The sequence below is a fragment of the Pectobacterium fontis genome (assembly GCF_000803215.1).
Classification (GTDB): Bacteria; Pseudomonadota; Gammaproteobacteria; order Enterobacterales; family Enterobacteriaceae; genus Pectobacterium; species Pectobacterium fontis.
In genome coordinates, this window is record NZ_JSXC01000058.1 from 1 (window position 1) to 12,921 (window position 12,921).

At 51.1% G+C, this 12,921-nt stretch carries 16 protein-coding genes and 1 tRNA gene; 11 read left to right on the top strand and 6 right to left on the bottom strand.

The genetic code is table 11. From position 1 onward, the window contains the following. The first annotated feature begins 60 nt into the window (after nucleotides 1-60). The 9 genes from OI69_RS17610 (at nucleotide 61) to OI69_RS17650 (ending at nucleotide 5,791) form a co-directional block, all read left to right on the top strand. The gene (locus tag OI69_RS17610) at nucleotides 61-936 is read left to right on the top strand and encodes a GTPase family protein (RefSeq protein WP_039353531.1); all 876 of its coding nucleotides are present in this window, start codon (nucleotides 61-63) and stop codon (nucleotides 934-936) included. Nucleotides 937-1,305: 369 nt separating this feature from the next. After that, nucleotides 1,306-2,004 carry a DeoR family transcriptional regulator gene (locus OI69_RS17615; protein ID WP_039353533.1) on the top strand — a complete coding sequence of 233 codons (699 nt, stop codon included), beginning with the start codon at nucleotides 1,306-1,308 and terminating at the stop codon, nucleotides 2,002-2,004. Between the two features lie 181 nt (nucleotides 2,005-2,185). Then, nucleotides 2,186-2,755, top strand: a complete 570-nt coding sequence (locus tag OI69_RS17620; protein ID WP_039353535.1) for a hypothetical protein — start codon at nucleotides 2,186-2,188, stop codon at nucleotides 2,753-2,755. A 35-nt stretch (nucleotides 2,756-2,790) separates the two neighbouring features. Continuing rightward, on the top strand, nucleotides 2,791-3,264 hold the full coding sequence (locus OI69_RS17625; protein ID WP_039353537.1) for a hypothetical protein: 474 nt from the start codon (nucleotides 2,791-2,793) through the stop codon (nucleotides 3,262-3,264). A gap of 16 nt (nucleotides 3,265-3,280) precedes the next feature. Then, nucleotides 3,281-3,514 carry a membrane protein gene (locus OI69_RS17630; RefSeq protein WP_039353539.1) on the top strand — a complete coding sequence of 78 codons (234 nt, stop codon included), beginning with the start codon at nucleotides 3,281-3,283 and terminating at the stop codon, nucleotides 3,512-3,514. 87 nt (nucleotides 3,515-3,601) lie between these two features. Continuing rightward, nucleotides 3,602-4,075: a RadC family protein gene (radC, locus tag OI69_RS17635; RefSeq protein ID WP_039353541.1), complete on the top strand. Its 474-nt coding sequence runs from the start codon at nucleotides 3,602-3,604 to the stop codon at nucleotides 4,073-4,075. A 39-nt stretch (nucleotides 4,076-4,114) separates the two neighbouring features. Next, nucleotides 4,115-4,450 carry a type IV toxin-antitoxin system YeeU family antitoxin gene (locus tag OI69_RS17640; protein ID WP_039353544.1) on the top strand — a complete coding sequence of 112 codons (336 nt, stop codon included), beginning with the start codon at nucleotides 4,115-4,117 and terminating at the stop codon, nucleotides 4,448-4,450. Between the two features lie 68 nt (nucleotides 4,451-4,518). Continuing rightward, nucleotides 4,519-4,839 (top strand): TA system toxin CbtA family protein, encoded by a 321-nt coding sequence (locus OI69_RS17645; RefSeq protein WP_039353548.1) that lies wholly within the window; start codon nucleotides 4,519-4,521, stop codon nucleotides 4,837-4,839. A gap of 118 nt (nucleotides 4,840-4,957) precedes the next feature. Further along, complete coding sequence (locus tag OI69_RS17650; RefSeq protein WP_039353551.1) at nucleotides 4,958-5,791, top strand: DUF4942 domain-containing protein; 834 nt, start codon at nucleotides 4,958-4,960, stop codon at nucleotides 5,789-5,791. Between the two features lie 302 nt (nucleotides 5,792-6,093). On the opposite strand, the gene OI69_RS17655 is transcribed toward OI69_RS17650, so the two are convergent. Continuing rightward, nucleotides 6,094-6,169: transfer RNA gene (locus OI69_RS17655), tRNA-Thr, on the bottom strand. A gap of 521 nt (nucleotides 6,170-6,690) precedes the next feature. Here OI69_RS17655 and OI69_RS17660 point away from each other — a divergent pair. Further along, on the top strand, nucleotides 6,691-7,089 hold the full coding sequence (locus tag OI69_RS17660) for a hypothetical protein (protein ID WP_039353554.1): 399 nt from the start codon (nucleotides 6,691-6,693) through the stop codon (nucleotides 7,087-7,089). 297 nt (nucleotides 7,090-7,386) lie between these two features. Here OI69_RS17660 and proA read toward each other — a convergent pair whose 3' ends face one another. The 3 genes from proA to crl form a co-directional block, all read right to left on the bottom strand. Beyond that, nucleotides 7,387-8,640, bottom strand: a complete 1,254-nt coding sequence (gene proA, locus OI69_RS17665; RefSeq protein ID WP_039353558.1) for a glutamate-5-semialdehyde dehydrogenase — start codon at nucleotides 8,638-8,640, stop codon at nucleotides 7,387-7,389. A 10-nt stretch (nucleotides 8,641-8,650) separates the two neighbouring features. Next, nucleotides 8,651-9,754: a glutamate 5-kinase gene (gene proB / locus OI69_RS17670; protein ID WP_014916394.1), complete on the bottom strand. Its 1,104-nt coding sequence runs from the start codon at nucleotides 9,752-9,754 to the stop codon at nucleotides 8,651-8,653. Nucleotides 9,755-9,877: 123 nt separating this feature from the next. Continuing rightward, the gene (gene crl, locus OI69_RS17675) at nucleotides 9,878-10,252 is read right to left on the bottom strand and encodes a sigma factor-binding protein Crl (protein ID WP_039353560.1); all 375 of its coding nucleotides are present in this window, start codon (nucleotides 10,250-10,252) and stop codon (nucleotides 9,878-9,880) included. A gap of 161 nt (nucleotides 10,253-10,413) precedes the next feature. Here crl and OI69_RS17680 point away from each other — a divergent pair, with 161 nt between their 5' ends. Continuing rightward, on the top strand, nucleotides 10,414-10,749 hold the full coding sequence (locus OI69_RS17680; protein WP_039353562.1) for a 5-carboxymethyl-2-hydroxymuconate Delta-isomerase: 336 nt from the start codon (nucleotides 10,414-10,416) through the stop codon (nucleotides 10,747-10,749). Nucleotides 10,750-10,830: 81 nt separating this feature from the next. Here OI69_RS17680 and frsA read toward each other — a convergent pair whose 3' ends face one another. Further along, nucleotides 10,831-12,078 (bottom strand): esterase FrsA, encoded by a 1,248-nt coding sequence (frsA, locus tag OI69_RS17685; protein WP_039353565.1) that lies wholly within the window; start codon nucleotides 12,076-12,078, stop codon nucleotides 10,831-10,833. Nucleotides 12,079-12,262: 184 nt separating this feature from the next. Further along, on the bottom strand, nucleotides 12,263-12,721 hold the full coding sequence (gene gpt, locus OI69_RS17690; RefSeq protein WP_039353568.1) for a xanthine phosphoribosyltransferase: 459 nt from the start codon (nucleotides 12,719-12,721) through the stop codon (nucleotides 12,263-12,265). Between the last annotated feature and the right edge of the window lie 200 nt (nucleotides 12,722-12,921).

Genomic DNA, 12,921 nt, shown 5'->3' on the forward strand with positions numbered 1-12,921 from the left:
CCCCCAATCTGTGGCGGTTTTCAATAGCCGCCACACCGTTCTGTCTGTCTGAGAAATCTTATGCCCAACCACGAGAACCTACGCGAGATACAGGCGTCGCTGTCAGTATTGCCCGATAGCCTGCACCAGCGTGTTATTGACCACATTGAACAACTGATCCAATACGAACCCATCGTCGGTATCATGGGAAAGACCGGTGCGGGTAAATCCAGCCTGTGTAATGCGCTGTTTCAGGGGGACGTGTCCCCGGTCAGTGATAACTGCGCCTGCACCCGGCAAGCCCTTACGCTTCGGCTGTCATCAGGGCAACGCGGTATCCTATTTGTTGATTTGCCCGGTGTCGGTGAGAGTGAGGAACGGGATCATGACTATACTGCACTCTACCAGCACTGGCTGCCCCGCGTTGATATTGTGCTCTGGTTGCTCAAGGCAGATGACCGGGCGCTTGCCATTGACCAGCATATCTATCGCGCTGTTATCGGTGAGCGCTACCGTGAAAAGATACTGTTTGTTCTGAATCAAGTCGATAAACTGGAGCCCAGTCACGAATGGGACCGGGAGTCACAGCAACCCTCATTAAAGCAGTCCGGTAATATCTATGCCCGGCGCGTCGCCGTGCGTTCCACTTTCTTTCCGACCCATCCGGTCTGCGCCGTGTCGGTGAAAACAGGTTGGGGCATGGCAGCAATGGTGGAGACGCTGTTTCAGTGTTTACCGCCGAAGGCCAGTAGTCCGCTGTCAGCCCGCTTACAGCCCGACTGGCGTTCAGTGTCTATTGATAGCCGGGCTCGGGATGATTTTGCCCAGTCGGTCGGCGACGTACTTGATAGCGTTATTACGCTACCTATCGTCCCCGCACCACTAAAAATACTTATCGGCGGCCTCAAACAAACTGTGGTGTCACTTGCCCGTTCACTGTGGTCACTGCTGTTCTAGGCAATACCTATGCTTTCCCATCCCGTCCGGCCCTGTCGCTTTTGCGCCAGGGCTTTTGTTTATTCTTTTTCTGAGGACATTCCTATGGTTCGGTTAACGTGACTCGTCGTGATGGAGGAAACCATGCTGGCGACATGCCAGTGAGTGATGTGCCGAGTGTTATCACACTGTAACCACATGGACAGGGAGTGTCCGACCATTAGTGTTTACCCTCATAACCGGTTCACTTCAATTCTCTCTCAGGCCGCATCCCACCGACTTTCTTACTGAAAATAAAAATATTTTTCACAGTGTCCATACCCTGACCACGCCCCTCTTTAAAGTAATCACAGGACTTTCATTCCGTTAACTGCCTCAGGAGGCTGCACCATGACACAGGCTGACCGCCGATATGACCGGCTGGCCGTCAGGCTGTCATTGATAATCAGCCGATTACTGGCAGGCGAAACACTGAGCGTCAGAAAACTGGCGGCAGAGTTCGGCGTCTCAACCCGTACCTTGCGGCGAGATTTCCGTGAACGGCTGATGTATCTCGACCTGGAATACCGCAACGGTCTTTGCCGTTTGCCGGAACACCACAACCCGGCACGGCATGGGCAGGATGTGCTGATGTTTGTCCGACAGACCGGGATGGAGAACGTGTTTCCCGGTCTGGATAACCGGTTGGTTAACACCCTGCTGGACAGCGGTAAGGACGCGCCCTGTCTGGTCTGGCATCCGCCCTTGCGTGGTACACCGACGCTGCCGGGGCATTTTTACCGTCTGACCAGAGCGATTGGCGAGCAGCTACGCGTCACGATTCTGGCTGACGGTCAGCGTTATGACGGGTTATCGCCTTACCGGCTTATCTGCCTGTATGGCGAATGGTATCTGGTGGCCGAGTCGCTGGGGCATCTTCTGGTCCTGCCGCTGCACGAGATTTACGGCGTGACGGTTTCCACCGAGTCATTCCAGCGCCGCGATGATATCTGCCACCTGACCACGCAATCCGGCTTCATCACAGCATTGCCGCATTTTCGCTTTATTCACGACGTACTCACCACCTTCGGCACGTCTCCGACCACATAAGTCAGGGACGCGATGCCAGCACCGGAGAAAACCAGAAAGACGGATAAAAAAGGACAGTACCCGTAGCGGCACGCAGAGGCCGTTACCGGACAGTTCAGTGAAGGACCACACCTAGCGTCACGGACAGGCACAGTCCTGTCTTGACGATATTCATGATGACTTCAACATAAAGGATACGATGATGTTTACCTACCTTCCGAGCAAACGGGGATGGCTGATAATCGGGCTACTGGCAACCTTCTCCGCTCAGGCAGAAACCGAGCTTCCTGCTCAGGTCACCTGGCTTACCTTCAAAAGGCTTGGCTGGACCAACCCTGATGGGCTGAGTGATGACCAGTTAATCCGCATGACCTATAAAGGCAGAACGATTTTTAACTATCCCTGGACTGAGCAGTTTTTTGTCAGAGATGGCTACGGGCCACTGTTTCTGGCGAATAAAAAGGCCAAAACCCTTTCTCGGGTAAATATGAGTACGCGGTCAAAAACATCAGATGACCTGGAGGTGGTCTATCGTGGTAACAAAACCAGCAACTGTACCTATGAAATTACCGACACAAAGGTCTATTTCAACGCCAATTTTGCCGACGGCAAGCCCGAGCAGCCGACGTTATTACTGAGCATTCCAGAAAAGTGTATCGACCAGAAAAAGATGGCGGAAATTAAGGCACAGAAACGTGAACAGGAGCAGAAACTGGGTAAATGGTTGGCAGACGGCTTCAACAAAGAGCACCACCGCCGTTACGGCTACTGACCCTGAGACGTGTCCATTCACACAGAGGAACCCGCATGAAAAATATTCCTTTACTTCTGCTTGCAAGCGCACTGCTGTTGCCGTTATCCGCACAGGCTGTACCGAACCTGTGGAGTGCCGACTCCGGTCAGGGTGTCACCGAATATCGGATAGCCAACACCGAAGGCAGTGTCTTTACCGTTAACTGTACCGGCAACCCTGACGAAGACAACACGCTGCAACACAGCGTGGCGGTGTCGCCTGTAGGGAGGCAGGGTGTCGATTCCCATTTTTCCACTGAGGTGTCTATCGTCGTCGTTATCGATGACCAACAGTACGGTATTCCGTCCTCGTTAGGATGGCGTAATGCGGATAATGCCTGGTTCGCGTTTATTGGGGCGATTGGCAGCGCAACGCAGTTTGACGTTTATCTCAATGACCAGCATGTGGGTGCCTGGGAGCCCAGGCAGAAAAACGTGCAGAAGGTGCTGGCTGATATCGCGTCGTGTGTCACGACACACCGGGAATAATTGGGAGAGATAACCCATGCCCATTATTGCCATCCTCGTTATTGTCGTGGTTGTCATTGTATTAAGTAAAACCGGTATCTCGGACAGCCTTATTGGCCTGGTCATCGCCACCGTTGCAGGATTGCTCACCGGCAGCGGAACCGCAGGCGTTGCCAGCGTGGTGCTGACACCGTTTCTGGGTATCCCGATAGGGCTGTTTATCGGTGTAACCGTATTCGCCAAAGTACTGCGCTGGTTTTCCCGACGCTAGTGATAGCGTTAACTACTCAACGTTAGTCCATTCCCGCCCCTGTTGCTCACGCAGCGGGGGCGTTTTATTTATTAAGGAATCAATATCATGTCATCCCTTTTATCTTCCCCACCAATGCCAAGTCGAGAACAGCGCATCATCCAGATGGCACTGTGCCTGCTGGAAAAGCGCGTGCGTAAAAATGCGCGGCAGTTCAAAACCTCGGAAGACACCAAAAGCTGGTTAATGCTAGAGCTCAGTAGCCTGGAGCGCGAGGTCTTTATGGTGCTGTATCTGGATAACCAGCATCGCCTGATAGAAAAGGAAATTATCGCGCTGGGTGGCATCAACAGCACCGAAGTGCATCCGCGTGAAATCCTCAAAGCTTCACTACGTCATAACGCCGCCGCCGTGATACTGGCACACAATCATCCTTCCGGCTGTGCCGAGCCGAGTCAGGCTGACCGTCATATCACCGACAAGTTGAAAGACGCGCTGTCACAGCTCGACGTCAGAGTCCTCGATCATCTGGTTGTCGGTGGTGCTGAGGTGGTGTCGTTCGCTGAACGCGGCTGGCTGTGATAACCACATTTATTACCGCGTTTTTATAAGGAAACCATCATGCCATCATCGGATACCCCGGAATGGGGACTAAAATGTGCCATCACGCCGCGATTCGGAGCTAGGCTGGTTCAGGAAGGTAACCGTTTGTATTATCTGGCAGACCGGGCCAGCTTTATCGGTACTTTTAGCAAGGCAGCAGCCCGTAATCTGGAGCGCGTCTTCCCTGAGCTGATTAAGCAGTTGGAGCAGAAACTACGCACAGGTGAACTGAATCCTCGCCAGCAGGGCAGCATCATGCTGCATTGCAACGAATGGACCTGTGAAGCCGATACGCTGGGCAGTGTTGGCTACGTGTATATCGTTATTTATCCAACTTCTGCGGTAGCAGAGTAACCCGCAGCTTCTCTCCCCCTTCTGGACATTTCCCTAATTTTATCGACTTAACCTGAGAGACAATTCCCATGCAAACAACACCTGCAATCCCACCACGGGAGGATAACCCCTGTGCGTCACCTATAGCCGTCTGGCAGCAGCTTCTGACCTACCTGCTGGAAAAGCACTACGGCCTCACGCTGAACGATACACCGTTCTGTGAGGAAAATGTGATTCAGGAACATATCGATGCTGGCGTCACGTTGGTCAATCCCGTGAATTTTCTGGTGGAAAAATACGAACTGGTACGCATTGATCGCAACGGCTTTAACTGGCAGGAGCAATCGCCGTTTCTTACCACTGTTGATGTTCTCCGCGCCAGACGCGCTACCGGCTTGCTCAAGGCATAAAGATTGCGAGCCGCTTTCCAGTTACATCTCACCAAATCTATTTATTCTTCTCTCCGATGCATAATGCGCCAGCCCTGACCGGTTGGCGCATTTGCTTTTTATGTATGGAGCGCAAACTATGCAAACTGAACCTGAGGTGTTAACCAAACACACCGAGCTGATTTGCTCGACCAACATTGAGCGTATCGTCACCGGACGTGATGCTGCGCTACAACAGATAGAACAACTCCTTAATCAGCTACAGTCGATCTCAATGCTAACGGCGACTATCGGTGGCGGCACCGCCGAAGACTGGGCATTAAAGCAAGGGCATCGCTACGATTGCTGGCTGACAGAAACGCCAGACAAAGCGATGTCAGCCATCACCCGCACGTTGGATCGTAATATCTGGCGTGACCTGATGCTGAAATCCGGCATGTTGTCACTGATGGATGCTGAAATGCGTAGCCAGTGGCATAAAAATCTGGATGAAGGAGAGCTACCTGCCATCAGCGAAGCCAATATTCTCAGTACATTTGAGCAACTTCATCGGAGCAAGCAAGAAGTATTTGAGCGAGGCGTGCTTAACGTATTCAAAGGGTTATCGTGGGATTACAAGACCAATCACCCTTGTTACTTCGACAAGAAAATCATCATCAGCAATCTGGTGACATACAACCGTTGGGGCTTTGGCCTGAACTGGGGCTGGCGACGCGATCAACTGGCAGATCTGGAACGTATGCTGTATCTGTTAGATGGCAAATCGATTCCTGATAATCGGGGTGATGTCACCATCCGACTGATGAATCATATCCGCGATAATCCCCATCAGCAGGAGTACGAAGATGAGTATTTTAGTGTGCGTTACTTTCAGAAAGGCACCGGGCATCTCATCTTTAAACGTCCCGACTTGATCGAGCGGATGAACGACATTATTGCCAAACATTATCCAGGGATGTTGGCGGCGAGGTAGGTAGTCACTTGCAAACTCACATACCCTTATATAAAAATGCTGGACCTCAGTGATTGCTATTTCCGCTATTAATAGCAGGAATAGCATCATAGCAAGGGGAGCGGAGTGATTACCCACTAGAGCTTGAGGAAAAAACCAGATGAGATTCCTAGACCTAAGCCACGATCGATTTCGCAATATAGGCGTCATTCATCTATAAAGAGTGTTGATCTGAGTTGACAGAATTTACTTACATACGCCGTTACATAATGTTTTAGGGTACAGCGTAAGCAACCTAAAATATACGTAACTCATTGATTTTATGGTGCCGATAATAGGAGTCGAACCTACGACCTTCGCATTACGAATGCGCTGCTCTACCAACTGAGCTATATCGGCTTTTAAATCGTCGTGACGAGAGCCAGACGTGAACTACGGGGTGACAAATTAGTGATAATGGTACGTCAAGTCAAGCGTTTGGCGATCGTCTGCCGATTTTATCATCATCCTTACGTTGATAAGGGATTTCTGATAATTTTCCGTACTAATAAAATCATATGCTATATCTTTTCGGCTTAACGGATATGCCTGATGGTTACGCATCCTCAATTATGCACTTTTTCGGGAGAAGGTCCTGAAAGATAATACTTTATTATGTGAAAATACCGATGATATTGAAGCTATAAAAGAGTGCTTTTTGTAATAAAAACATATTTTTTCCATCCCAATATAAACCCACACATAACAGTACCGATGTGTACTGTTTAGGATAATTCCCTATTCTTTTTATTTTCTATTTTGCTTTACTTGAACGACCGGGACGACAAGGAGGCTGTCTTAACGTGAGGCTTTCAATAACACATGCTGATAGCAAAATTATTGTTAGCGTAGTCATAAAGCGCTGTAAGAGGAAATAAACCATGAATATGAAACCACTGTTTTTAGGCTTATTACTGGGAACCAGTTACATTGGCATGGCGGCAGCAAATGACCTCGATTCCGCTCGGGCGTCAGTGGAGTCAGCCATCAGCCACGATCGTGCTGAAGCAAGAGAGAAGGCAGCAGAAGCACGAACAAAGGCACATGAACAAGAAGCTAAGGCGCGAGAAAAAGCGAATGACTTCAACGCGGATCTGAAGTCAAGAGAGCCAGAAGCCAGAGAAAAGGCTGATAAAATCAACGCTGATTTAAAATCCCAAGAATCCAAAGCCAGGAAAGATGCCGAAAAAGGCTGGGCTGACGTCAAAGCTAAAGCGGATAACTTTAACAGCCGTGCAGAAAAACAGGCTCGTGAAGCCGCAGATAAATACCAGCATTAATATGAAATAATGTGTTCTTGTAACAGAGGATAAATAATTACGTTTTATTCTCCGAGAGTAAGACAGGCTATGTATTTGTGAATATATCGCACAAAGCATGGCCTGTTACTATTTGGCGAGTATTTTATGGTGACGATATTTATTACGCCCGTAAGACTTATTTAACGTTAATTTGAATAACGATGATGTAGCAGAAATCATCATTGGAAAAATAATTAAAATAAAACAGGTTGAAGTGAGAAGTAGTGGATCAAGGATAGGTCTGCGCATACGGTTTATATGCGCAGCCATTGGTGATTAGGCACGAATCAGATCGTCACCATAACCAATCCACTTGTAAGTAGTCAGCGCTTCCAGCCCCATAGGGCCGCGCGCATGCAGTTTCTGGGTACTGACCGCCACTTCTGCGCCCAATCCAAATTGGCCACCGTCAGTGAAGCGCGTACTCGCGTTGACATACACCGCAGAGGAATCCACTTCACGCACGAAGCGCTCTGCGTTGCTCAGGGAGCGCGTTAGAATCGCATCAGAGTGCTGTGTACCGTGTTCGCGAATATGAGCAACCGCCGCATCCAAATCGTCCACCAACGTGATGTTCAGGTCGTTGGAAAGCCATTCATCGTTGTAGTTAGCCGCTTCCACAGCCACAACATTTGCCGGACCACCGGTCAGATAAGGCATCGCTGAAGGACTCGCATGGAGCGTCACACCCGCCGCGGCCATTTTTTTGCTCAGCTCTGGTAGGAAACGAGCAGCAATATGTTGATTCACCAGCAGTGTTTCCAGACTGTTGCAGGCACTAGGACGCTGCACCTTGGCGCTTTCAATGACTGTCAGCGCCTTGTCAAAATCAATGCTGTCATCCGCATAGATGTGGCAAACGCCGATACCACCGGTGATGACCGGGATCGTCGACTGTTCACGACACAGCTTGTGCAAACCTGCACCACCGCGTGGGATCAGCATATCCACGTAGCGATCGAGTTTTAGCAGTTGATTGACCAGTTCACGATCCGGGCTTTCAATCGCCTGTACTGCTGCGGCAGGCAGGCCACACTGCGACAGCGCCTGCTGAATCACCTTTACCGTCGCCGCATTGGTACGGTACGTCTCTTTGCCACCGCGTAGAATCACCGCATTGCCCGTTTTCAGGCACAGAGAAGCGACATCAATAGTGACGTTAGGGCGCGCTTCATAAATCACACCGACCACGCCCAGCGGCACACGACGACGCTCAAGCTTAAGCCCGTTATCCAGCATGCTGCCGTCAATCACCTGCCCCACCGGATCGGTCAGGCGACAGACCTGACGAACATCGGCGGCAATCGCGCTCAGCCGTTCCGGCGTTAAGAGCAACCGATCTAGCAACGCATCACTCATGCCATTTTGACGCGCATCGGCTAAGTCCAGCGCGTTAGCCGCCAGAATCACCGCACTCTCGGCTTCCAGCAAATCCGCAATCGTCAGCAGCGCACGATCTTTCTGAGCCGTGCTCAAGACCGCTAACTGATAAGAGGCCGCTTTTGCCGCTTTACCCATTTGTTCAAGCATCGCGAACTCCTTAATTGATAATCATATCGTCGCGGTGGATAGCCACCGGACCATATTCGTAGCCAAGAATCTCGGCAATTTGTTGTGAATGGTGTCCGGCAATCATACGCAGTGCATCGCTGTTATAACGCGTCACGGCATGCGCCACATCGCGCCCCGCCAGACTACGCACGCGGATCACTTCGCCACGAGAGAAATTGCCCTCTACCGTGCGGATGCCTTTAGGCAGCAGCGAACTACCGCGTTCGAGGATCGCAGAGAGCGCGCCGTCATCGACGGTGATTTCTCCGGCCGGTGGTGCACCAAAAATCCAGTGTTTGCGGCTTTCCAGCGGCGCATCCAGTGCATGAAAACGCGTTCCGACGGAAATATCGGCAATCACATCACCGATCACACCCGGCTTGCTGCCTGCGGCGATCACTACGTCGATCCCCGCACGACAGGCTACATCGGCAGCCTGTAATTTGGTCGACATCCCGCCCGTTCCGAGGCCAGACACGCTATCACCCGCAATGCTGCGCAGCGCATCGTTGATGCCAGTCACTTCACGGATCAACTCCGCATCCGGATTATTGCGCGGATCGGCGGTAAATAGCCCAGCCTGATCGGTCAGCAGCAGCAATTTATCCGCATCAGCCAGAATCGCCGCCAGCGCAGACAGGTTGTCGTTGTCACCCACTTTGATCTCAGCAGTCGCAACCGCGTCGTTTTCATTAATCACCGGAACAATGTTGTTATCCAGCAGCGCCCGCATTGTGTCGCGCGCGTTGAGGAAACGCTCACGATCTTCCATATCCGCACGCGTCAGCAGCATCTGCCCGACGTGAATACCGTAGATGGAAAACAACTGTTCCCACAGTTGAATCAGACGGCTTTGCCCCACGGCGGCCAGCAGTTGTTTGGTCGCAATCGTGGCCGGGAGTTCGGGGTAACCCAAATGTTCACGCCCGGCGGCAATCGCCCCAGAGGTGACAATAACAATCCGATGCCCTGCCGCATGTTGCTGCGCGCACTGGCGCACCAGTTCAACAATGTGGGCACGGTTAAGACGGCGCGAACCGCCCGTTAGCACGCTGGTGCCCAGTTTCACAACCAAAGTCTGGCTGCCGCTCATAATTTCTCTGCCGTTGGATGTCAAAAAATAAGAATAAGGAAAACGTTGTAGCAGGACAGACGCGTTATGCCAACAGGCACAACGCGAAAACCTGCGAATAAATCGGGGATCGTCAGAGAAGCCTCACGGTCGTGCGGCGAGAGTACAGGCGGGTTCCAGCGCGTTAATTTGTTTCTCCAGTCGAACATGGAAAGCCTGTTTGGCGTTTTCCACCTGTTCCATTACAGCTTTATCTTTGATTTTTTCCTCACGCCAGTTGCCCTGTTTATCAAACAGGCCGTAGTGATAGTCATAGGTAAAGCCTTTATCGGTATTTTCCAAATTCAGCCACCAGCCCCAGAACTCACGATTTTCCGGCGCAGGCTTGATGTTGACGCAGACCGCCAGACAATCAAAGAAGAACGCGGTATGCTCACACTGTGCTTCGCGTATATAAGGCCCCAGTGCCGTGAAATTTTTCATGAGTCGGCTTTTGGAGTGTCCACTCGGTAATATCATCTACGATCTCCTTTGGTTGAACCTTCTTTTTAGCAGAGAATGGCAATTTATCAACTGCCTGCATGACCCCACTCTTATTCATGCAGGAAAGCATTGCCGCCCGATACGAAGTATTCAATACTCTGGTCTCCGCGTTTCCGTTCATTAAGAAGTGACACCTTATGCCACATTGTATCGCCGAACATTCGTCAAACATTGATGCAAATGCCCTGCTCTCTGCACTCTATCGCGGTGCGCTCGAATCCGGTTTATTTGCACGCGACGGCAGCGACATCAAAGTCAGATCCCTTTCTTACGATAGCTATACAACAGGTGGTGAACGAGCCAGCTTTATTCATGTGGCAATCAAGGTGCTTTCTGGACGGACGGGAGAGCAAAAAAGCCATCTCTCCAATCTGGTACTTCAGAAGATCGAAGCACTTGGGTTGAAGAATCTGTCGGTGACGGTTGAGGTGATTGATATGGACAAACCTTGTTACGCCAAAAAGATCATGTAATCAGCGGTTATCATCTGGCAGAAACAACGATCTGTGCCGAGAAGATTCGCCCTGCACAGATCGTACATTACGCCTGCCTTTCTACACGTTATCCTGCAACCATCTGCTAATTTGCTGTAGTGCGCGGTCAAAGTTCTGGTACACTGGCGAGAAATTAACCGGCAGCAGCTTCCCTTGTGCGGATGAATTCACAATCAGGCTGGCCTCTTCTTTTGGGCATAGCGGATCGTTCTCCCAGTAACCTGCCAGCATCGGTGTAGGACAGCGTCGCCCTAACAGCCCCTGCGTTTTTAACGAATAGCGTCCCAGCTCTACTCTTAACGAGGCGTCCGTCGAGAATGGCATGCCCAACCGACTCGCCAGCACGTCCATAAACATATCCGGCACCTGCTGCTGACGCTCTGAGTCACTTAACAGATGGTGAACCATGGGGCCAAGACAGGCCACGCCACGTAAGCGCTGCGATTCCAGATACGCTAGCCGCACTGCGATATTGGCACCAAAGCGGAAACCAAATGCGACAACACGGGTGTGATCGACCCACGGTACGTCCGGCAGCGCTCGCAGGACTTGTTGATGCAAAAAACTGGAGTCCTGAGTCAATTTCCACCGGGAAGAGAACCCCACAGACGGCACATCAATCGTTAGCATCGCCATGCCCGCTGGCGCAAAATAGTCCTGAAACAGGCGATGATAATCGCTCTGTAACGTTTCCAGGCTGCCACACATGAGCACGGTAGGGAAAGGCGCTTTCGCCTGCGATGGCATATGCAGAAAAGCGGTCAGCGTGCCGCCACCCGTAATCGGGAAAGTCAGTTCTTTGAGTTCATAAGGCAGATATTTTCCCGCTTCTTCATAAGCGCGGTTTGCCAGCGTTTGTGCCTGTTCCGCCAGTTCGTCACCTTTAATGTGCGGATACGCGGCGATGCTGTAGAGGTTCGCAGCCTTCAGCCAGTACTGTCCAATCTGCATATCATCACGGCTTTCGGTTGCCCGCTGTTGCCAATCTGCGCCCTGCTTCGCCCATTCATAAATCCAGTTACCGCCTCGGTAGCCGATCACCGTATCGAGCCATTGCGCGTTGCTTCTGTCGGCTTGACTGGCAGCGATGCGTGATAGCACGTCCTCGATCTCCCATGGGTCGACACCACGCCAAATCCACATCAGCCGGTTGATCATCCGATACCAACTGCGGGTCTTCTCCCCTTCCAGCGTAGAATGCAGCCTCTGTGCTTCCTGGCTATTACGGGTACGTCTAACCAACGTCGAGGTTTCTGGATGTTTGAAAGAGGGTTTGAATAGCGTTTCAGACAGGTTAGCTTGCGCCACAGCGGCCTCCGTTAATATAAACCGCAGTTAGCGGGCAGTAGATGAGGTTTTCGTCACCCACTAAAGTGTAACGAACTCAGGCCAGAGAAGACAAATACCAACGGCAGAAACACACGATCGTTCAAAAACTGCGGTGATACAAAAACAACAATGCCCGGCTAAACCGGGCATTGCAGGAAATCGATTAACGGCCAGACAACGGCGGTACAAACACCACGCCCATATCCCACGGCTGTTCAATCCAGGTATCTTGCGGAATATCAATCACATAGTCGTCAACCAGTGGCTTACCGGCTGGCTTGGCGAAGATGGTCACAAAGTGCGCTTTCGGGTACATATCACGAATCGCCTTCGCCGTACCGCCCGTGTCAACCAGATCGTCCACCACGATAAAGCCTTCGCCATCTCCCTCGGCGCGCTTGATGACTTTCATTTCGCGCTGGTTGTCGTGGTCGTAACTGGAGATGCAAACGGTATCAACGTGACGAATGCCCAACTCACGCGCCAGCAGCGCACCAGGCACCAGACCACCGCGACTAACGGCAATGATGCCTTTCCATTGATCGGCAGGCAGTAAACGCTGTGCCAGTTTGCGGGCATGAATTTGCAACATATCCCAGGTTACGACGTACTTTTCGCTCATAAAATATATCCCAGCCGAATAAAAATCGGCTTAATTTGAGTCTGAGGGGGGAAAAAGGTTGCGCGAGATTATAGATAGCCAACAACATAAAAACCAGTTTTTCTCAACGTCGGAACCGAGTTTTTCCTGTCAATCTGCACCCTGCCAAATACTCTGGTTCATATTGCAGCAAGAGAATAAGACGAGGCAGACGGCAATTT